Source organism: Gilliamella sp. B3023 (genome assembly GCF_026536845.1).
GTDB classification, from domain to species: Bacteria; Pseudomonadota; Gammaproteobacteria; order Enterobacterales; family Orbaceae; genus Gilliamella; species Gilliamella apicola_E.
Window position 1 is genome coordinate 151,824 of record NZ_JAFNNH010000001.1, and the last position, 20,688, is coordinate 172,511.

Below are 20,688 nucleotides of genomic sequence, written 5' to 3' on the forward strand. Positions count from 1 at the left end.
TTTGATGAAACCATTAAGTTATACGCTGGTTATTATGGGTCCCGCTTATGGGACCCAATCTGCTTATTGTGCTTATCAATTTGCTCAAACATTATCTTCAAATACAAATCATTCAATCAATAGCATCTTTTTTTATGCTGACGGTGTCTATAACGCTAATCATTTTACTGATCCCGCCAATGATGAATTTGAACTCGTCAAAGCATGGCAAGACTTAGCAAAACAAAATGCTTTAAAGCTTAAGGTTTGCGTGGCAGCAGCACAAAGAAGAGGAATTAGTATAGAAAACCTTGCTGAACATTTTGAACTAACCGGTCTTGGTGAGTTGAGTGAGGCAGTAGCAAGTTCTGATCGAGTTCTACAATTTTAAAAAGGTAGATTAGATGAAAAATGTAGCAATTATTATTAGTACTCCACCACACGGCAATGCAAAAGGCCGAGAAGCATTGGATACTGCTTTAGCTTTATCAACATTTAATCACATCTCTGTCTTTTTTATGGGTGACGGTGTTTTTCATCTCTTACCTAATCAACATCCAGAAAAGATATTAATGCGAGATTACATAGCAACCTTTAATATGTTAGAACTTTATGACATTGAAGATGTTTATGTTTGTAAAACAGCTTTAGATGAGCGGAATTTAAGCCAGATTGCCCTCAACATTCCTAACCAACAAATCGAAATTACCCAGTTTCATCAGTTACTTGCGGATCAAGACACTATTTTACGCTTTTAATTAGCTTCAAAAACCCCGCTCCTCAACTTTTTTTATAATTCTATAAACAAAATCTATGCTTGCCAAAGACAATAAAAATCCTCGTGGCGTTTATCATTACTACCACGAGGAGAATATTGATAAAACTTATTTAATAAAATTGATATTAAACTAATTTTTTCATTTTATCGGCAATCTTCTCAGCTTGTTGACCAACAACAATTTGAACGCCAGTTTTACCTAGTTTTATCACTGCCATTGCACCAAGTGCTTTAGCTGCTTGTTCATCAACCAAATCTGAATCATGAACATTCAAACGTAAACGTGTGATACAAGCATCAATATTAGTTAGATTTTCTTTACCACCAACGATAACTAAATATTGTTCAGCAAGCTTAGAAGTATCGCCCACAGTTGGTACATTCTCTTCAGCTGAAGTATCGGTTACATCGTCTTCACGTCCCGGCGTTTTAAGATTGAATTTAACAATAACAAAACGGAACACAATATAATATACAAAGAAAAATACGACACCTTGAAGAATAAGCATATACCAATGTACAGCTAAAGGATTGCGGCTTGAAAGTAACATATCGAGTAAACCAGCACTAAAGGCAAATCCAGATATCCATTGCAATGTTGCTGCAATAAACAAAGAGATACCCGTTAAAATTGCATGGATAACATAAAGCACTGGAGCCACAAACATGAAGGCAAATTCTAATGGTTCAGTAATACCTGTAAAGAAGGCAGCAAAAGAAGCGGCTAACATAATGGAAGCTGTTTTGTCTTTATTACCTTCTTTCGCTGTATGATACATCGCTAAAGCAGCACCTGGTAAACCAAACATCATAATTGGGAAGAAGCCGGCTTGATAACGACCAGTAATACCAACAATCGCTTTACCACTATCAATTGCATTTTGTCCTGCTAAGAAATTAGGGATATCGTTAATTTCAGCAACATTAAACCAAAATACAGAATTAAGTGCATGATGCAAACCAACCGGAATCAACAAACGGTTAAAGAACCCATAAATACCCGCTCCAATTGCACCTTGTCCTTTAATTTCTTTACCAAATGTGACTAAAAATTCATAAATATGTGGCCAAACATAAAGCATTCCAAAAGAAACAAATAACATTACAAATGAAACAATAATTGGTACCAGACGCCTTCCACTAAAGAAAGCAAATGCCTTATGTAACTCAATATTACTAAAGCGGTTATATATTTCAGCAGAAATTATACCAACTAAAATACCGATGAATTGGTTTTGATGGATTTTATCAAAAGCCTTTGAAACTTCAGCTTTTGGTGTAGAAGTTAATAATGCTACTGTATCTGTAGATAATAAAGTTGTTATAACCAAAAAACCAACCAATCCACTCAACGCCGCAGCACCATCTTTATCTTTAGACATACCGTAGGCAATACCAATAGCAAACAGTATAGCCATATTATCGATAATGGCCCCACCAGATTTAATTAAAAAAGCGGCGACTCTGCTATTTGCTCCCCAACCAACAGGATCAATCCAATAACCAACACCAAGAAGAATTGCAGCAGCAGGTAATACTGCCACAGGCACCATCAACGAGCGCCCAATGCGTTGTAAATAAGCTAAAATTCCCATAAGTTTTACCTCATATTATTATTTTGGGTTACTTAAAAAATAATGAAATTTCACATCTTTAAGTAAATGTAAGTAAGTCAACTATATTTCACATTATATTATTTTACTTCGCAAATTAAATGTTTGCTTTTTGTGATTTATATCACGATTTATTTTTGATTAATTAGTTTAATATAGTAGAATATGCTCAACATATTTTACGTTAAAAAAAAAGATTTTATTTAATTATATCAGAAGAGGCTGTATCTTATGAGACTTATTCCTTTAGTAAATGCGCAAGAAGTCGGCGCTTGGGTAGCACAGCGCATTGTTAACAAAATTAATCAATTTAAACCGACAGCGGAACGTCCGTTTTTATTAGGTTTACCTACAGGTAGTTCTCCGCTAGTTATGTATCAACAACTCATCAAACAATATCAAGCAGGTAAAGTCAGTTTTAAACACGTTGTTACCTTTAATATGGATGAGTATGTCGGTCTTCCAGAAGATCACCCTCAAAGTTATCACACTTTCATGTATGAAAATTTCTTCAACCATATTGATATTGATAAAAACAATATCCATATATTAAATGGTAATGCACCAGATATCGATCAAGAATGCCGCGAATATGAAGAAAAGATTAAATCTTACGGTAAAATCAATATTTTCGTTGGTGGTGTTGGTCAAGATGGGCATATTGCATTTAACGAACCAGGTTCTTCACTTTGCTCAAGAACTCGAATTAAAACTTTGACTGAAGACACAATTATCGCTAACTCACGCTTCTTTGATAATGATATCAAACAAGTTCCGAAACATGCGTTAACGATCGGTGTTGCAACATTAATGGATGCACAGGAAGTGATCTTATTAGTTTGTGGACACAACAAAAGTTTAGCGTTACAAGCCGGTGTTGAAGGATGCGTTAATCATTTATGGACAGTTACCGCATTACAAATGCATCCAGCATCAATTATTGTTTGTGATGAGCCAAGTACTGATGATCTTAAAGTGAAAACACTAAAATATTTTAAACAAATGGAAGCTGATAACCTTAAAGTGACCGTTTTATAAAGGATAACTCAATGTACGCATTAACAAATTGTCGTATTTACACTGGTTATGAAATTCTTGAAAATCACGCCGTTATTATTGACGGCGATAAGATTGCCAAAGTTTGTAAACAAGAAGAACTACCAGCTAATATCACTACTGAAGATTTACAAGGTGCCATTGTTGCACCTGGTCTTATTGATATTCAAGTCAATGGTTGTGGTGGTGTACAATTTAATGAGACACTCGATGCGTTAAGTGTCGAGACATTAGAAAAAATGCAAAAAACTAATCTAGTTTATGGTTGTACTAGCTATTTACCTACTTTAATCACATCAACTGATGAATTTATGATTAAAGCAGTAAACGTTATGCGTGAGTATTTGGCTAAACACCCAAACCAGGCATTAGGTTTGCATCTTGAAGGCCCTTACATTAATCCAGAAAAGAAGGGTATTCATAATGTAAATTACATCCGCCAACCTTCACAAAAAATGATCGACTTCCTTTGTGAAAATGCTGATGTCATAAAAATCATTACGTTAGCCCCAGAAAAAGTTGAATCTCACTATATTAAGCAATTAGCTGATGCTGGTATTCATGTTTCTGTCGGTCATTCTAACGGTCATTATGAAGATTGTCGTCGTGGTTTTAATGCTGGTATCCGTTTAGGAACGCATCTATTTAATGCAATGCCTTATATCACTGGACGAGAGCCCGGTATTGTTGGCGCAATTTATGATGAACCCGAAGTTTATGTCGGTATTATTGCTGATGGTCAACACGTAAGTTGGGCTAATATTCGTAATAGTCATAAAATTAAACAAGATCATTTAATTTTGATTACCGATGCTATGTTATTAGCAGGGTCTAATCTAACCTCTGGCGTATTTGCTGATAAAACTATCTATTATAAAGATGGCCGTTGTGTTGATGAAAATGGCACTTTAGGTGGTTCAGCATTAACTATGATTGAAGCAGTTAAAAATGCAGTTGAATATGTTGGTATTGCTTTAGATGAAGCGCTAAGAATGGCAACGCTTTATCCTGCAAAAGCAATTGGTGTTGATAAACAACTTGGTACAATTAGTGAAAGTAAAATTGCGAACTTAGTTATTTTTAATCGTGATTTTTCAAACGTGAAAACGGTTGTTAATGGAGTAATGACCCGCTAGAATGTTAGATAGTTAATGAAAATATTGAGATAAAATATGACCTTTAATTATCTACACCTAGTTGGCAATGCTGAGCTAATCAAACAATTAAATTACGCTATGATTTACCGTTTGATTGTTCAGCAAGCCCCAGTTTCACGGATACAACTCGCCGAAATTAGTCAATTAGCACCAGCCAGTATAACCAAAATTACTCGCCAACTTATTAAAAAAAATTTAATCAAAGAAGTTGATGCACAGCAATCAACTGGTGGGCGTCCGGCTGTGTCAATACAAGCAAAATTTGGTTACTATCAGACCATTGCCATTCAATTAAGTCGTTCCCATGTTACCATTGAACTATATGATCTTGGTGCTAACTGTTTAGTATCTGAAGTTTATCCATTAACCTCGTTTACCCAAGAATCAGCTGAAGAATATTTAATTGCATTAATTGAACAGTTCATAGAGCAAAATAGCAAAAAAATAAAACATCTTGTTGCTATATCAGTGGTATTACCAGGTTTGATTGACTCTGTTCGAGGGATTATTCGTTATACACCTCATATTCAAGTTAAAGCTTGGCCTCTAGCTGATGCTCTTCGTAATAAATTTAACATTTCGATTTTTATTGGCAATGATATTCAAAGTTTAGCTCTAGCCGAAAGTTATTTTGGCTCAACTCAAGATGTTGATGACTCAATTTTGATTCGTGTACATCGCGGTGTGGGATCGGGTGTAATTGTCAATCAGCAACTATTAACAAACCATAATCAAAGTGCTTGTGAAGTTGGACACATCCAAATCGATGCGTTAGGAGAGCGTTGCCATTGTGGAAATTTTGGCTGTTTGGAAAATCGTGTAGTTAATAAAGCAATCGAGTTTCGAGCTAAACAGATGATTGAGCAAGGTTATCCAACTAAATTAAGTTTAGATAACTGTAATATTTCCACTATTTGTAAATATGCTAATCAAGGCGATGAGCTGGCAATTAAGTTAGTCAAAGATGCTGGTGAAAATCTTGGTCGTGCTGTTGCTATGATGGTGAATATTTTTAATCCACAACGAATTGTGTTAGCGGGTGAATTAACTAAATCATCAGAAGTGTTGTTAAATGCGGTAAACAGCGCGTTAAACGCACAAAGTTTAGAAGAGTTGAGAAAAAATCTTACTATCAATTGTTCATCGCTTAATGACCGTTCAGCAATTGGTGCATTTGCATTGATACAACAAGCGTTATTTAATGGTTCATTATTAATGACATTGTTAGAAAACAACATTACATTATAATGTGCGTATATCAGAAAAAAAGCCCGGCTACCGGGCTTTTTTTGATTAAGCTAAGATACGAAGCATTCTTCTTAATGGTTCGGCAGCTCCCCATAATAACTGGTCGCCAACAGTAAAGGCTGATAAATAGTCTTTACCCATATTAAGTTTACGTAAACGTCCTACTGGCGTAGTTAATGTACCAGTAACAGCTGCTGGAGTCAGCTCACGCATTGATAAATCACGATCGTTAGGTATAACTTTAACCCAATCATTATGTGCAGCAAGTAATTTTTCAACTTCTGGCACACTGATGTCTTTTTTGAGTTTGATGGTAAATGATTGACTATGGCAACGTAATGCACCAATACGCACGCAAAGTCCATCAACAGGAATAATTTGGCTAGTACCTAAAATCTTATTCGTTTCAGCCTGGCCTTTCCATTCTTCTTTACTTTGACCATTATCAAGAGCTTTATCAATCCAAGGGATTAAACTACCCGCTAATGGCACACCAAAATTATCTGTTGGTAAACTACCATCACGCATTTTTTGCGTCACTTTCCGTTCAATATCTAAGATCGAAGAATTAGGGTCTTGTAGCTCTTTAGCTACTTCGGCGTTTAACATGCCCATTTGGGTAAGCAATTCACGCATATGACGCGCACCGCCACCTGAAGCAGCTTGATAAGTTGATACCGATACCCAATCAACTAAGTTTTCAGCAAACAATCCACCAAGCGACATTAACATTAAACTTACGGTACAGTTACCACCAACAAAGGTTTTGATACCTCTATCTAAAGCTGCATGAATATTAGCTTTATTGACTGGATCAAGAACAATGATTGCTTCATCTTCCATTCTCAATGTTGATGCCGCATCAATCCAGTAACCTTGCCAGCCAGTTGCACGCAATTTTTTATAAATTTCAGAAGTATAATCACCACCTTGGCAAGTCACTATAATATCTAATGCTTTCAAAGCATCAATATTATCGGCACTTTGTAATGTTCCTGTTTTACCACCAAAGGTAGGGGCAGCTTGACCAGCTTGAGAAGTAGAAAAGAACACAGGATTGATATAATCAAAATCATGTTCTTCAACCATACGTTGCATAAGGACGGAACCAACCATTCCACGCCAACCAACAAAACCAACATTTTTCATATTTTATTTCCAACGGTAGATGTTATATAAAGAAATCTTTATTGACTATTAAAACAAAATATCATCATAAAACAAGTGAGATAAGAATTATTTTTTAAGAGTATTAAAAGATAATAGCGAATTATATAAAACTATCGTTATTTAAATTGCTGGCTAGTTTTTATTGATATTCCTTTACCAGATAATTTTCACGATGATAAGTACACCCAATGACTTATTTGATGATGAGGATTGTCATAAATAATATTAACTCTAATATTAACTATTTTTTAATTATGGTGTTGGCATGGTTTTCCAAATAAAAAACTCGACTGTATTTAGAAAATTATCAAAAAAATGCCCTTCATATTGATCTGCTATAACTAATACCTGCTGTTTTTGGGTATGGTTTATCTCATTAAGACGAGCGATAAATTTAGCACTTTGCCATGGTGCTACACGTTCATCTTTCAAACCTACCGAAATCATAACCGGTGGATACGTAACATAATCTTTTAAATTTAAATAAGCATCTATTTTAGATAAATCCTTTAACTGTTTTGAGTTTAATGGCGAGCCAAACTCAGCAAAGTTTGCTTTACCAATGGCGATTTTATCTAATCGACTCATATTTAACATACCCACATTAATAGATGCCGCAGCAAAAAGTTCAGGATGTTTAGCTAATGCCATTCCAATTATAATACCACCAGCACTCTCACCGCTGATAACTAGCTTAGATGGTTGAGTAATATTATGATTAATTAAATATTGTGCGCATGTTATAAAGTCATCAACTGAGTTTTGTTTATTAGCTAAGCTACCGCCAATATGCCAATCTTCGCCTAATTCTCCACCTCCTCGAACGTGAGCAATTGCAATTATTCCACCTCTTTCAAGCCAAATTAAACGTGTAGCATCAAAAAAAGCACGCTGACTTACACCATATGCACCATAGGTAGTTAACCATGTAGGAGCAGTACCATCATATTTGATCCCTTTAGGATGAATAATCGTCATAGGAACAAGTGTTCCATCGTTTGATTTTACCCATTGTTGTTCAGACTCATAGTTTGCAAACGAAAAAGCACTGGGACTAATCATTTTTGAATCTTGAATTGATCCATTATCGGGGTTATAGGTAAATATTTTCGGGGGAACAGTCCAATTTTGAGCAGTAAATAATATTTCTTTGCGATCAGTATCACTAAAAATGGCTGTTATTTCTTCACTATTTGTAAGTGAAATCAATTTAACATGATGAGGGTCAGTAAAAGGAATAGCAACAAACTTGGGTGTTTCTGACTCATGATAAGCTAAGTAAATAGCATCTTTACTTGCTGCAAATTGGGTCAAATCTCCATTTTGCCATTCCATAATTTTTTCTTCTAATTGGCTATTCTTATTCAAATTCACACGCGAAATAGTATAACCAGACAACGCATTGTATTTAGCTAAATATAACCAATCACCTTTTAGAATAAAATTGGTAACTTTTTGTTTTCTATCGATGATTTTTTGCCAGTGAACTTTAGTATTATTAAGATTATCATAATGTGTAAGGTATAAATCGATACTATAACCAGATATAGAAGATGAGATAGACGCAATAGCCCAATTACTAGAAAAAGATAAGGCTATATTTTGATCGGTAACGGGGTCATAACCCGTTATTTGATTTTTACTAAAGATTAAGACATCATCTTTTGTCTTAGTATTTAGATGGTGCAAATATAACTCTTCTGTGCCCGATTTTGGGCTATTTTGTTGATATTTATCATTTCTTTTATAAAAAAAAGATAAATTATCATTTGACCAAATAATGCTTGGATCCGATATGCCAGTTATATGATCATTAAGATGTGATTTAGTTTTTACATTGATAATTTTTATTGATGATATCTCAGCACCATTTTCATAAATGCTATAAGCAATATATTGCCCATCACGTGACGGATAAAAATCATATATACCATAACCAACAGGAGGGTCTATCAACAATTTTTCATTATTGTAGCGATCTCTAACAAAAAGGCGATTATACGGATAATCTGCTGTTTGTTTGAAATAAAAACAATTATCGCCTACATATTGAATATCAGAAATTCTAGGTTCAGAACCAAAATCAGTTAATTGATTAAATCGTTTACTGACAGTTTTTGACCATGGTAATGCATCTAGTATGTTGACGGTACGTTCAGACTCAGATAATAACCAATTACTGATTAACTGTGGCTGATTTTCCATCCAACGGTATTTATCGTTCGCTTCGATTTTTTTTAACGTTAATTCATTATTAGTTGTACAACAGCAACAAATACTACTTAACAAGAGAATCAATATTATGATAAATATTTTCTCTTTAGATATAGTCAAATTTACCTACCTATTAATTCTATATAATTCAAGGCTTAGATAAAAAGGTATAACTAGTAATGAATAAAAGCAAATATAATTTTATTTGAGTTAAAAATATATTTGCCTTATTAAAGTTAAATTAATTGATTATTTATCTGACCAGCTTAAAACTCTTCATCTTCTATTATTGATGACGTCATTGACACCATATTATAGTGCTCAATACTTTGTTGAGCTGTTTGCATTAGTTCTGATAGTAAATCATCTAGCGCCATTTGTGTTCTTAGCATAAATGTTGCCAATAACATGGGTATATTCACCCCAGTAACAATTTCTAGATTTGGATAATTGGCCATTAATCTGGTTAGTGTGTTAAAAGGCGTTCCGCCTTTTAAATCCACCAAACACAATATTGCCTCACCTTGTTGAGCAAAGCTTGCTAAATGATTTTCAATCTGCTGTTGAAACTCATCTAACGATTGCCCCATTAAAAAGGGCACTGCTTCACATAAGGTTTGTTTACCACAAATCATCTCGGCACTTACGATCAGACTTTGAGCAGTAGGTCCATGAGTACTGATTAATACCGCAACCATTGTTGCTCTCCTTAATAATCCAAGCAACGATAGTAGCGACGAATAGTCATTGGGTGCCGATTTAAGTGTTCAACGTAAGCATCAATTCGGTTATTTATCGTTCTAAACACAAACGGTGATAAATGACCACGATATTTTTCTGATATACCCGGTAATGGATAGTCTTTGGTATCAATAATGGTGTAGTTACCACAAATTTGTGGTAAGAATTTTGCCACTCTTTCACTTAATGGACGTTGACTATCTTCACCAACATAAACAGTTACAGCTGTATCACGGTCAATCACTTCTAATGTGCCATGGAAAAATTCAGCAGACTCGATCGATTTTGAACGTAGCCAGTGTTGCTCTTCCCAGTAGCACATCGCATGAGAATAAGTTGCACCCCATTGGTTGCCAGCGCCGACAAAATAGTGCATAGCATCGTTATGATGTTTCAATGCGACTTCTTGCCCGAATGCATCAGCTTTTTTCGCCACTTCGACGATGTTTTTAGCAAAATGTTGATCCATTTGTTGATAAAATTCATCATAGTCAGGATATTCGCCTGCTAAATACATTAAGCGATCAGCAGCCATAAAGAATTTTAATTGCTCATTCATTGGGTAAGAAATGACATGGTGCGCCATTTTACCTAATGGTGAATCGGCTTTATCTAAAAAGGCTAAAACTGTTGCACCCACATCTTGTTGAATTTTATTAATAGCCTCAACGACCTCTTGGGTTGAGCCTGTAACAGATGAGATGATAATTAAGGTGTCTTTGGTTATACGCTTATTGCCGGTCACCAGATATTCCGCTGCATGTTGAATAAAGGTTTCAATGGCTGATTTTTCTTTCATATGAACAACTGCTTGCATCGATGAAGCGTAAGTTCCGCCAATACCTAACCAGCACACATTACTGTAACCACGGGAGTGAATTTTATCTATAAATTCATTGATTTGTGGACGAAGTGCTAATGCGCCATTCATGCTGTCGAGTTCTTTTTTTTCATCGTATTTTCTCATGCTCTAATCCTCTTAATTTTAGATTTAGTAATTTCATCAAATTCCGGATATGTTGATTTTTCCAGATTGTGACCTTTTAACTGTGATACTTGATAGCTAAGTAAGTGAATAGGAATTGTCATAAACAGCGAAGTTAATCGCTCATCACAACTGATACCTAGACATAAGTCATTTTGTGTTAGGTTGCCTTGTTGATGTGCATAAATTGTTACAACATTTTTCACATACTGATTTAAGAATTGTTTTAAGGAATCGGCTCTTTGCGCCAGTCTTCCTTGCGGTTCAATAAAAATGATTTGATCATCGCTATGCAAACCCAGATAAGGGCCATGCATATACTCTTCGAGCTCTTTACCCAACGCAGTGTTGCGTACGGTTTCGGTAAATTTAGTTTCTCCTTCCCTTGCAACCCCGTAGGTAGCACCGTAACCGATCAATATTACCCGTTGAGCTAGAGTATATTGATCTTCAAGGCGATTAACCCAAGCTTGTGAACGCTCAATGACTTGTGGTAATAATTGGGTAATCGTTTTAATCTGATTCATATAGTCATCAAATTTGGCTTGATTAATGGTTTCGGTTTTTTGCCCAATAATGAGGCTAATTAAGATCAAATCTAAAATAGTGATACTATAACCGGCACTGACATAAGGCATTTCTTCAATCGGCATCCCCATAGATAAAACGTGATTGCTAACTTGATACAAAGGACTTTGTGGATTGCTGGTCAGGCTATATATCGTCTTGTTATGGTGAATAAATTCCTCAACTAAATGAATGGTTGAATAACTCTCTCCACCTTGTGAAATGGCAAAATAGAGTGTATTTGGATCGTTATAGTGCAGGTAATTGGCCGCCATTGAAGGATCTTCAATATAGACAGGAATCTTCAACAGTTCGCTCATTATTGGTCTTGCACCATAAGCAGCATTAGCACTGGAGCCGGTGGCAAAAATGACAATGGCATTAAGCTGTTTTATTTGACTTAAATCGATATGATCGGCAAATAACGTCTGATAATTATCTAAAACAGCTTGATAATATTTCGGCTCTAATGCGACATAATCAGCAATACTTTTCATTGTTAATTCCTCAACTTCCTAATAACCCAGTCCAGGCACCGAAAATACCAATGGCGGCAATGAGTAGAAGAATCCAATGTGCTTTAACGCCTTTTCTCACCAATACAAACATAAATAGCGTAAAGAGTAACGGTAGGATCTGTGGCACAATGCCGTCAAAAATATCTTGTAAGGATGCCGAATCATCACCGGTACCTATTTTCAATGGCATATTGAGTGTCACCATGGTGGCAACCATTGCCCCGACCACACAGAGCCCGAGTACTGAAGCACCATAGGACAATTTATCCATTAAGCCCGTTTTTTGCACTTTTTCAATAAAGGACGCGCCAATGTTATAGCCAATTAATAAGCCAAAATATCGTGCTAAAATCGCCGGCACATTAAAGATAAGCAGGAATAACAATGGACCTAAAATATTGCCTTCCAGCGCTAAAGAGGTGCCAATACCGGTGGCAATAACACGTAATGTCCCCCAGAAGAAAGAGTCACCTAAACCACTCAACGGCCCCATTAACGCAATTTTGACATCATTAATCGAACTTTTATCAAATTCACTATCGGTGGCATTTTGTTCTTCCATAGCAATACAGATGCCTAAAGGGAAAGTAATTAGCCAAGGGGTAACATTATAAAATTCTAAGTGGCGTTGATAGGCATCGGTAAGGTCAACTTGATTATCACTATAAATTTTATCTAAAGCCGGGCGCATGGCATAGGCATAGCCTAAGTTCATTTGCCGTTCATAATTCCATGACCATTCAGCGGTGAAAGAGCGCCAAAAAGTTCGGGTTAATTCTTTATTGGTTATTAATTTAGAATTCTTCGTTTTCATAATCGATCTCCTGTGCACCTAAAACGTTGCCAGTTGTTAGCTTCTGACTGTCTTGCTCTGTTACGCCTTTTTTTCCATTAAATGAGGAGTAACCGGTCAAAATAAGTGCTAGGCAGGCACCAAAAATGGCCACGCCAGTAACAGGCACTTTCATATAAACGGCTAAAGCAAAGCCAAGAACAAAAAAGGTGACATTGGTTTTTTTAATCATAATTTTCATTAACATAGCAAACCCGAACGCCGGTAATAAGCCGGTGGCAATACCTAAACCATCGATAATAAAGCGAGGAATCATTTCTAATAAGCCATTGACCGCTGAACTACCGAATAAGTAGGAGAATCCAACCACTAAACCAATTGGCAGATTGATTGAAAAGAAACCACCGAGTATGTTCATTCGATCCATACCTTTGCCGTTACCTTCGCTGGCGTATTTATCGGCTTTGTGAACAAAGTAAGGAAGAATAAAAAGAAAACATAAATTTTTGACTAATAAAACCAGTGATGCAATTGGAATGCCCAGTGCTAAGGCGATTTCGGTGCTTTTCCCTGCGCCAATGGCAAAAGCGGTACCTAAAACACTGCCGGAAATTATTTCCGGTGGAATGGATGCACCGATTGAAAACGATCCGACAAACGCTAATTCTAACGTTGCCCCAATTATAATGCCTTGTGTGATATCACCCATGACTAAACCCGCTAAGGTACAAGTCACTAACGGTCTGGATAACATTGATGAACCTAAAAAGTATTCACCATTTGCTAACATCGCAATCAAAGCTAACAGTAATGCGGTTAATTCGATACTCATTTTGTACCTCTCAACTATTTCTCAAATTTCTGCTTTGATTCACTTGGAATTTGCTGAATGTAGATATCAATACCGTCTTGTTGCAATTTGGTCAGTAAATCTGCTTCAAGATCGGTTAAATTGATGGTTTTAGAGTAGTTTTTTGTGCCTTCACGTGGTTTAGTACCACCTAAATTAAGGCTGGTTATTTTGCCTTGCGTGCCACGGATTAATTTTTCAGCATCTGCTACTGATTCAACGACTATCAGCATTTGATATTTATCAGTTGCGCCTGAGTTTATCGCCTCAATACTGTCATCAATTGATTTCATCACTAATTTTGCATGCTCTGGCTTAGCCAAACGAATCGCAGATTTACGTAGTTCGTCGTTGGCTACAACATCATTAGCAACTAAAATCGTGTTTGCATCCATACTTTCGAACCATGAAACAACAACTTGACCATGCAATAAGCGATGATCAACGCGTAACAATTTAATCATTGGTGTACCTCCTAAGTGAAATCGACCACATATTTGGTATTACTAGCAAACTTATACTCGAGAGCAATCGGTTCGCTATTAGTATCAAAATAGTGATTAGAAATTTTAAATAATGGGTCGTTAATCTGGATTCGAAGTTGTTTAGCGAGCTCGGAGTTGGCCACAATCAGTTGCAAATCTTGTTCTAATTTATCGACTTTTTTCTTGCCTGAATTGATGATTTCGAGCGCAGATAACACTTTGATAATTGAAATTTGAAAATCGGGAAAGTTATTTAATGGCAGGACAAAAATCTCTTTCGTAATACTGTTTTTTGCCACTTCAAGGAAGCTAATGTAATAGATCAGTTCAGCCGGTTTTATTTTTAGTAATTGACTGTAATATGCACCTGCTTGTCTTAAGTAAGCTTCTTTGATTACTTTTTTGTGATTGGGGTAGATGTATGGTTTTATGATACCTGTCATCTCTAAAATATTTTGGGTCGAGAGCGTTGGCGCAACAAACAAACCAACTCCTTTTTTCCTAACCACCATATTTTGATCAACTAATCGATCTATTGCTTTACGGACAGTTGTTCGACTTACATTATAATCTTTTTGCAATTGCCCTTCGGGTGGTAACTCAGCACCAACGCCATATCGTCCGGTATTTATCTGCTCGAGTAATTGAGCGGCAATTTTTTCAAATAGCTTCATTTATGTTTTTCCTCATAATTGAAGATATTTTTGGCCGATAAGTGATATCGAAATCGGTTACCAATCAAATATTGTTCAGTATATTCAAATGGTTGGAAATTATTATCGTAACTATAACTTGATACTTTATAGATAGGTGTTCCTTCGGCAATAGCTAAATACTCTGCTTTATCTTCGGTCGCCGCTTCGTAGGTTATCTCTTCCCGTCCATGGCTTGGTGTAAAATGATAATGCTCTTTAAGGTATTCATAGAGCGAAATGTTATTTAAGTCCTGTTTTTCTAAATCGGTAAATTTTTCTGAAGGGAGATAATTGATTTCATAAGAAAGCGGTATTTTCCCCAAGAGACGTTGTCTGATAATTCTAATTAGTTGCTGGTTAGATCCGAAAAAGGTACGCAATTGTGCAGGCATCTTTATAATTTGATTGGACAATACTTTTATTTCAATTTGAACATTTTCTTCTTTTTGGATCTCTTCACTAAACGAAGACATTTTTAGCATATTGATTTCAAAAACATTGTGTTCCGAGCTGTAGTTATCTGTTTGAAACATATAACTTTCCATAGCTAAATCATGCAAGGCTTTCCTGACAGTTGTTCGGCTTACCTTAAAAAATTCCGCAAGTCCTCGCTCAGTCGATTTTTCCGTAATAATTTTAGGATTTGCTCTTATTTGTTCTTCTACATCGGTTTTAGACGCAATATCTCGGTATTCCAAAGATCACTCTCCATTACTGGGCTTTTTTAATTCACAGATATATCTTAAATCACATAATATAGTTCAAAAAATAGATAAAAAAATACATGTTGTCAATTTTAAGTACCAAAAGTGTAAGGGAGATCACAAATTTTATGAGAAATACAATAAAATCAATTAAATGAATATTAATTAGGGTTGACAGTGGGGTAAAATAGCAGCAGATAATGCGTTAAATAAACACTATAAAGCAACTGTTTATATGCTATTGCTGAGAATACAAGCGATAAAGCGGATAATAAAAAAGCCTACTCATTGAGCAGGCTTTTTTATATTAAATTGGTCGGCGAGAGAGGATTCGAACCTCCGACCCACTGGTCCCAAACCAGTTGCGCTACCAAGCTGCGCTACTCGCCGTTAGATGTTTCATACTTTGCATAAATGGGGTGGCTAATGGGATTCGAACCCACGACAACTGGAATCACAATCCAGGGCTCTACCAACTGAGCTATAGCCACCATATGAAGTAGGACGAAATATTACGCATAAAAAATAATATTGTCCAGTATATTTTTTAAAAATAATGCTAATTGGTTATATTAAAAGCGCTTAAAGTCTATTCTTTTACCATCAGGGATAACATTAGACTTTATGTGACATAATATCAATTATCTGAGTATCCAATGCTTTCATACTATTACTTGCAATCGCCCCTAGATTATTAATGGTCGTTTCAACACTATCACAAACAATACCTTCATTACCGGTTACTCGAATCCGATTTAAAGCCATCAATACAGCTTTAAATCCAGATGAAACCGATGTTGACACTTTCATTGCACAACTATTTGATGCACCATCACATATTATTCCAGACAAATCACCAACCATATTGCATATTGCCATATCTACTGGCTCATATTGCTCTTTTCCAAGCAACCATGCCATACCAGCAGCAGCTCCCATTGCCGCCGTGGATGCAGCGCAAAGTGCTGATAAAGGTGGGAATTTGCTATGTATATAGATCGCAATAGTATGAGATAAAATTAATGCTCTAGCTAATTGCTCTGGCGTCGCATTTAAATAATCGGCGACAACAACTACCGGCATCGTTGCTGTTATCCCCTGATTACCCGATCCGGAGTTACTCATTGCAGGTAAAGTCGCACCACCCATTCGTGCATCGGATGCTGCTGCGGTGCGAATCATCACTTTGGACAGCAAGTCATCTGCTAACAATCCTGTTTTTGTTTGTTCATACAATGTTGCAGCAATACTTAAACCATATTCTCGTCTTAATCCTTCTTGTGATAAAGCATTGTTTAATTCTGCCGAATGTAAAATAAATTCGATATCATCAAAATTAGCTTGCGTTGCAAACTCATATATCTGTTTGACTGACATATGGTTTATTATCGACTCTTGTTTAGATTCACCTTGCGTTCTTTTATCTGCTTTGAAAATAGTTTCACCATTTTTTTCGATCAAAATTACGTTAGTATGTGAGTTTTCGATGCATACCCTAACATGATCGGTATTCGTATAAATATTGGCTTCAGAATAAATAGCAGTATTATTATCAGCAATTTGTACATTAACTTTATGTTCACTAATTAACGTTTTAGCCTGATTAATTTGTTTTGGTTTAATATTTTTTAATACTTCAAGGCCAGCTTGAGCATCGCCACCTATTGCCCCAATTGCTGCGGCAATAGGTAATCCAACCATACCGGTACCTGGAACAGTAACGCCCATGCCGTTTTTCATTAAATTTGGCGAAACAAAAGCCTCAATACGATTAATATTATTTTTATCAATATATTTAGCTGCAACTGCAGCAGCCAAAGCAAGCGAGATAGGCTCTGTACAACCAAGAGCCGGTAAAACTTCGTGTTTCACCAATTTAATTAATTGTTGCCAAGTTAGTTTCATTTATTATCTCCATATAGCTAACAATAAATAGTGAAACGTTCAATTTATAAATAATGTGACTATTTTATTCTATTTAACTTGAAAACTGAATGTACTGCTCACATATTACATAACAAGTTAGTTAAAAAATATTAATGAAACATAGCTTTTATTAATAAATTACATCACTACTAACAGTTCCTTATTCAATCGTTTTTTGATTGAAATATATACTATGAAAATAGAGTAAATCTAAATTTCTATACTTAGTTGCATAGTAAATAAATTAATCAGGAATAGTTCAAAATATGTAATATTTTAGTAAATCCACCTGACTTTTTTTTTATTATTGCAATAATGTAACTATCTAAAATTAAATAATAATGGCGACGTATGATAAATATTTTATTAATTGATGATGATGTAGAATTATCACAAATGCTTAGCGAATATTTAACCAATGAAGGTTTTAATATTAAAAGTGTTTATTTGGGTAAAGATGGTATTGATGAAGCGCTTTCAGGTAAATACCGTGTAGCAATTTTAGATGTAATGTTACCTGATATTAATGGAATTGATGTCCTTAAAAGCATTCGTCAACAATGTAATATGCCAGTAATTATGCTAACCGCTAAAGGTGATAATATTGATCGCGTGTTAGGGTTAGAATTAGGTGCTGATGATTACATTCCAAAACCATGTTATCCACGTGAATTATTAGCTAGATTACGAGCGGTTTTACGTCGTTTTGATGAACGTTCGGTTGAATTAGTCGATGATAAAAAATATCACTTTAATGGTTTAACCTTAGATATTCCTCAGCGATTATGCACTTGGAATGGTCAACCTATTGATTTAACGTCTACCGAATTTAACTTATTAGTTTTACTTGTGAAACATAGTGAGCGAGTGGTAACTAAAGAAGAATTATCTGAAATTGGGCTTGGTCGTGCACGAGAGCTTTATGACCGTAGTGTAGATGTCCATATCAGTAATATTCGCCAAAAATTACATCAAGTCGCACAAAATGATGTAACCATTGAAACGATAAGAGCCGTTGGTTACCGTATTCGTTAATGTAGGTTTGACATGAATCGTCGATTATTTTGGAAAATTCTGATTATCTTTTGGATAATCTTTTATCTTACTTTCCAATTAACTTGGATTGCTTTCTCTTATTATATAGAGAATAAAAATCAACGATTCTTAAATCATATGCCAACTAAAGTGGATATGATTGCACAATTACTACATGTTGCTGGTGAAGATGAGACTCTCAATTTTATCGCACATCTCCCCGAACGTGAGCGAGTTTTATTGTCGATAAAATTGGTCTCTCCTCAAAATGATCAAGTCAATATCATCACAGATGAATTAGAATCAACCAGTTATTTATATCAAAGGATGGCGGTTGCGCCAGACGGAACACTTTACTCGGTATCATTTAAAGACGATAAAACAGATCATAGCAATAATAGGAAAACTTTATTCAATATGCCAACTCCCATTGTACTAATGGGGATATGTGTTGGGTTAGTATTCAGCCTTTTTTTAGCATGGAACTTAACCAGACCAATGAAGTTATTAAGGCAAGGGTTTTTTAGAGTTTCTCAAGGCGATCTTTCTGTCCGCCTATTCAAAAAATTAAAACCTCGTCGTGATGAGCTTAGCGAATTAGGTAAAGATTTTGACATGATGGTTGAACAGCTCAATATTTTAATTTCTGATCGCCAAGCACTACTCCATGATGTTTCACACGAACTTAGAACGCCACTGGCCCGTTTGCAGCTTGCCATCGGCCTTGCACAGCAAAATAAACAAAACATAGATACTTCATTAGCTAGGATTGAGTTAGAGTCGGAACGCCTAGATCAATTAATAGGTGAAATTTTGAATTATTCACGCGCAGAAATGAATAATCGAACCGATGAATATTTTGACTTAAAAGAGTTAATTGGTGTTGTTGTTAATGATGCTAACTATGAAGCAAATCATCAATCTATTGAAGTAGTATTTAGCATATCATCGATTTCACATTCTATTGTTAAAGGTAATTCAGAACAAATACGACGAGCGATTGAAAATATTATTCGTAATGCTATCCGCTTCTCTAAAGCCGGTCAGACTGTTGAAGTATCGTTAAAAGAAGCAGGAAAATATTTACAAATAGAGGTTAAAGATCGCGGTCCTGGTGTAGATTCAAGTAAATTATCAAGCATTTTTGAACCTTTTGTCCGTATTCAATCAGCACAATTAGGTAAAGGCTATGGGCTAGGCTTGGCGATTGCAAGAAAGACCGTTATTATGCATAACGGTACTATTCAAGCTAATAATCGAGATGGCGGTGGTTTAGTGGTAACAATAAAACTACCTTATTGGCGAAAGCATTAATAACATTCTGAATTAACAGTTAAAACATACTCTTTCACAAGACTTTCAAGTGTAATTTTATCATAACCAGTAAAATTCAAATTTTTCATAATTGTTTGTGGATTAGTTTCAAGTATCGCCTTATATTCAGCTATATATTGCTTTGCAATTGGTTTATAAGACCAGTGCCACTCTTCTGGTAAATATCCACCCTTTCTTCCTTCATTAAATGGCTGGCAAAAACCATATTTTGGTAAGTTTTCACGAAGCCATTGATACAAAATAATACCCTTTTTATCATTTTTAAAATATTCAGATGACACGCTGGTAATATCAATATCTGTTCCCCAATGATGTCTTGATGTGCCAGGCATTGAAGATAATTTTAAAATTTCTTCAGCAATTTTTTGTGGCACTTTTAACTTAGGCAATAAGGCGTCCCATTTACGTTGCCAAATGCCATTTTGATACGTGTAATTACGTGTTGCACTCACAACTATAAACGGAATATCTGGATAAGATTTTTTAAAATCGTTATAAGCTTTAATTAGCTGCTGAGTGGGCTCTTTTTGAAGATACATGCCTTTTTTATTTACTGGTAATATTGTTGAATCCAGAGCAATAAAATCGCTGTCTTTTTTCTCATCAAATTGGCCAGTAAGTTTATTTAATGGAATTGATTGTGCCATAGCAAATGTTGAACATAAAAGTAGAGTTAAAGTTTGAGTAAAATTGGCAATTGTTTTTATTATTTTTTTCATCATTCAAATTGTAATTAATATTATATTAGCCAGACAAGGTGAAAAACAGTATAATCCTTTCCCTAAAAATTGAAATAGCCATAATGTGTAAAAACGAGGCAATATGTTAACACCAGCTAC

20 protein-coding genes and 2 tRNA genes are annotated in these 20,688 nt (G+C 35.4%); 7 read left to right on the forward strand and 15 right to left on the reverse strand.

The features are described from left to right. Positions 1-4 precede the first annotated feature (4 nt). Both tusD and tusC read left to right on the forward strand, forming a co-directional pair. Positions 5-370: a sulfurtransferase complex subunit TusD gene (gene tusD / locus J3U16_RS00770; RefSeq protein ID WP_267330799.1), complete on the forward strand. Its 366-nt coding sequence runs from the start codon at positions 5-7 to the stop codon at positions 368-370. 13 nt (positions 371-383) lie between these two features. After that, positions 384-737 carry a sulfurtransferase complex subunit TusC gene (tusC, locus tag J3U16_RS00775; RefSeq protein ID WP_267330800.1) on the forward strand — a complete coding sequence of 118 codons (354 nt, stop codon included), beginning with the start codon at positions 384-386 and terminating at the stop codon, positions 735-737. 145 nt (positions 738-882) lie between these two features. Here the strand turns inward: tusC and nagE are convergent, their stop codons facing one another. Further along, positions 883-2,352, reverse strand: a complete 1,470-nt coding sequence (gene nagE / locus J3U16_RS00780; protein WP_267330801.1) for an N-acetylglucosamine-specific PTS transporter subunit IIBC — start codon at positions 2,350-2,352, stop codon at positions 883-885. A gap of 249 nt (positions 2,353-2,601) precedes the next feature. Between nagE and nagB the strand changes: the two genes are divergently transcribed. The 3 genes from nagB to J3U16_RS00795 are packed head-to-tail and all read left to right on the forward strand — an operon-like array spanning position 2,602 to position 5,831. Further along, positions 2,602-3,408 carry a glucosamine-6-phosphate deaminase gene (nagB, locus tag J3U16_RS00785; protein ID WP_065562734.1) on the forward strand — a complete coding sequence of 269 codons (807 nt, stop codon included), beginning with the start codon at positions 2,602-2,604 and terminating at the stop codon, positions 3,406-3,408. 11 nt (positions 3,409-3,419) lie between these two features. Then, complete coding sequence (gene nagA / locus J3U16_RS00790) at positions 3,420-4,562, forward strand: N-acetylglucosamine-6-phosphate deacetylase (protein ID WP_267330802.1); 1,143 nt, start codon at positions 3,420-3,422, stop codon at positions 4,560-4,562. Between the two features lie 36 nt (positions 4,563-4,598). Continuing rightward, positions 4,599-5,831 (forward strand): ROK family protein, encoded by a 1,233-nt coding sequence (locus tag J3U16_RS00795; protein WP_267330803.1) that lies wholly within the window; start codon positions 4,599-4,601, stop codon positions 5,829-5,831. Between the two features lie 45 nt (positions 5,832-5,876). Here the strand turns inward: J3U16_RS00795 and asd are convergent, their stop codons facing one another. From asd to J3U16_RS00860, 13 genes are all read right to left on the reverse strand, one after another. Then, a complete protein-coding gene (gene asd / locus J3U16_RS00800; protein WP_065562737.1) occupies positions 5,877-6,980 on the reverse strand; it encodes an aspartate-semialdehyde dehydrogenase in 1,104 nt (367 codons plus the stop codon). Between the two features lie 273 nt (positions 6,981-7,253). Next, positions 7,254-9,335 carry a prolyl oligopeptidase family serine peptidase gene (locus J3U16_RS00805; protein ID WP_267330804.1) on the reverse strand — a complete coding sequence of 694 codons (2,082 nt, stop codon included), beginning with the start codon at positions 9,333-9,335 and terminating at the stop codon, positions 7,254-7,256. Between the two features lie 146 nt (positions 9,336-9,481). Beyond that, a complete protein-coding gene (locus tag J3U16_RS00810) occupies positions 9,482-9,913 on the reverse strand; it encodes a PTS sugar transporter subunit IIA (protein WP_065733663.1) in 432 nt (143 codons plus the stop codon). 11 nt (positions 9,914-9,924) lie between these two features. Further along, a complete protein-coding gene (locus J3U16_RS00815; RefSeq protein ID WP_065562740.1) occupies positions 9,925-10,923 on the reverse strand; it encodes an SIS domain-containing protein in 999 nt (332 codons plus the stop codon). Beyond that, entirely contained in the window at positions 10,920-12,005 is a 1,086-nt protein-coding gene (locus tag J3U16_RS00820) for an SIS domain-containing protein (protein WP_267330805.1), read from the reverse strand. The genes J3U16_RS00815 and J3U16_RS00820 overlap by 4 nt, the downstream gene beginning before the upstream one ends. Positions 12,006-12,015: 10 nt before the next feature. Then, positions 12,016-12,840, reverse strand: coding sequence for a PTS system mannose/fructose/sorbose family transporter subunit IID (locus tag J3U16_RS00825; RefSeq protein WP_065562742.1), 825 nt, complete (start codon positions 12,838-12,840; stop codon positions 12,016-12,018). Further along, positions 12,821-13,651 (reverse strand): PTS mannose/fructose/sorbose/N-acetylgalactosamine transporter subunit IIC, encoded by an 831-nt coding sequence (locus tag J3U16_RS00830; protein WP_220225430.1) that lies wholly within the window; start codon positions 13,649-13,651, stop codon positions 12,821-12,823. Before J3U16_RS00830 ends, J3U16_RS00825 begins: the two co-directional genes overlap by 20 nt. A 14-nt stretch (positions 13,652-13,665) precedes the next feature. Further along, a complete protein-coding gene (locus J3U16_RS00835) occupies positions 13,666-14,133 on the reverse strand; it encodes a PTS sugar transporter subunit IIB (protein ID WP_065562744.1) in 468 nt (155 codons plus the stop codon). An 11-nt stretch (positions 14,134-14,144) separates the two neighbouring features. Further along, entirely contained in the window at positions 14,145-14,828 is a 684-nt protein-coding gene (locus tag J3U16_RS00840; protein ID WP_065562745.1) for a GntR family transcriptional regulator, read from the reverse strand. Beyond that, positions 14,825-15,547, reverse strand: coding sequence for a GntR family transcriptional regulator (locus J3U16_RS00845; protein ID WP_267342354.1), 723 nt, complete (start codon positions 15,545-15,547; stop codon positions 14,825-14,827). Before J3U16_RS00845 ends, J3U16_RS00840 begins: the two co-directional genes overlap by 4 nt. A 319-nt stretch (positions 15,548-15,866) precedes the next feature. Then, a tRNA-Pro gene (locus J3U16_RS00850) sits at positions 15,867-15,943 on the reverse strand. A 25-nt stretch (positions 15,944-15,968) separates the two neighbouring features. Then, a tRNA-His gene (locus J3U16_RS00855) sits at positions 15,969-16,044 on the reverse strand. Between the two features lie 124 nt (positions 16,045-16,168). Next, positions 16,169-17,458: a serine dehydratase subunit alpha family protein gene (locus tag J3U16_RS00860; protein ID WP_267342355.1), complete on the reverse strand. Its 1,290-nt coding sequence runs from the start codon at positions 17,456-17,458 to the stop codon at positions 16,169-16,171. A gap of 375 nt (positions 17,459-17,833) precedes the next feature. Between J3U16_RS00860 and J3U16_RS00865 the strand changes: the two genes are divergently transcribed. Together J3U16_RS00865 and J3U16_RS00870 are read left to right on the forward strand one after the other, a co-directional pair. Continuing rightward, entirely contained in the window at positions 17,834-18,514 is a 681-nt protein-coding gene (locus J3U16_RS00865; protein ID WP_065562775.1) for a response regulator transcription factor, read from the forward strand. A gap of 12 nt (positions 18,515-18,526) precedes the next feature. Then, positions 18,527-19,828 carry an ATP-binding protein gene (locus J3U16_RS00870; RefSeq protein ID WP_065562747.1) on the forward strand — a complete coding sequence of 434 codons (1,302 nt, stop codon included), beginning with the start codon at positions 18,527-18,529 and terminating at the stop codon, positions 19,826-19,828. On the opposite strand, the gene J3U16_RS00875 is transcribed toward J3U16_RS00870, so the two are convergent. Further along, the gene (locus tag J3U16_RS00875; protein WP_081299501.1) at positions 19,825-20,571 is read right to left on the reverse strand and encodes a M15 family metallopeptidase; all 747 of its coding nucleotides are present in this window, start codon (positions 20,569-20,571) and stop codon (positions 19,825-19,827) included. The genes J3U16_RS00870 and J3U16_RS00875 overlap by 4 nt on opposite strands. Positions 20,572-20,688 lie beyond the last annotated feature (117 nt).

Excerpts from the sequence above, each read along its gene's own strand:
- J3U16_RS00860 (WP_267342355.1), bottom strand. The coding sequence starts at position 17,458 with ATGAAACTAACTTGGCAACAATTAATTAAATTGGTGAAACACGAAGTT.
- J3U16_RS00830 (WP_220225430.1), bottom strand. The coding sequence starts at position 13,651 with ATGAGTATCGAATTAACCGCATTACTGTTAGCTTTGATTGCGATGTTA.
- asd (WP_065562737.1), bottom strand. The coding sequence starts at position 6,980 with ATGAAAAATGTTGGTTTTGTTGGTTGGCGTGGAATGGTTGGTTCCGTC.
- J3U16_RS00815 (WP_065562740.1), bottom strand. The coding sequence starts at position 10,923 with ATGAGAAAATACGATGAAAAAAAAGAACTCGACAGCATGAATGGCGCA.
- nagE (WP_267330801.1), bottom strand. The coding sequence starts at position 2,352 with ATGGGAATTTTAGCTTATTTACAACGCATTGGGCGCTCGTTGATGGTG.
- J3U16_RS00825 (WP_065562742.1), bottom strand. The coding sequence starts at position 12,840 with ATGAAAACGAAGAATTCTAAATTAATAACCAATAAAGAATTAACCCGA.
- J3U16_RS00840 (WP_065562745.1), bottom strand. The coding sequence starts at position 14,828 with ATGAAGCTATTTGAAAAAATTGCCGCTCAATTACTCGAGCAGATAAAT.
- J3U16_RS00810 (WP_065733663.1), bottom strand. The coding sequence starts at position 9,913 with ATGGTTGCGGTATTAATCAGTACTCATGGACCTACTGCTCAAAGTCTG.
- nagB (WP_065562734.1), top strand. The coding sequence starts at position 2,602 with ATGAGACTTATTCCTTTAGTAAATGCGCAAGAAGTCGGCGCTTGGGTA.
- J3U16_RS00875 (WP_081299501.1), bottom strand. The coding sequence starts at position 20,571 with ATGATGAAAAAAATAATAAAAACAATTGCCAATTTTACTCAAACTTTA.
- tusD (WP_267330799.1), top strand. The coding sequence starts at position 5 with ATGAAACCATTAAGTTATACGCTGGTTATTATGGGTCCCGCTTATGGG.
- J3U16_RS00820 (WP_267330805.1), bottom strand. The coding sequence starts at position 12,005 with ATGAAAAGTATTGCTGATTATGTCGCATTAGAGCCGAAATATTATCAA.
- tusC (WP_267330800.1), top strand. The coding sequence starts at position 384 with ATGAAAAATGTAGCAATTATTATTAGTACTCCACCACACGGCAATGCA.
- nagA (WP_267330802.1), top strand. The coding sequence starts at position 3,420 with ATGTACGCATTAACAAATTGTCGTATTTACACTGGTTATGAAATTCTT.
- J3U16_RS00795 (WP_267330803.1), top strand. The coding sequence starts at position 4,599 with ATGACCTTTAATTATCTACACCTAGTTGGCAATGCTGAGCTAATCAAA.
- J3U16_RS00835 (WP_065562744.1), bottom strand. The coding sequence starts at position 14,133 with ATGATTAAATTGTTACGCGTTGATCATCGCTTATTGCATGGTCAAGTT.
- J3U16_RS00870 (WP_065562747.1), top strand. The coding sequence starts at position 18,527 with ATGAATCGTCGATTATTTTGGAAAATTCTGATTATCTTTTGGATAATC.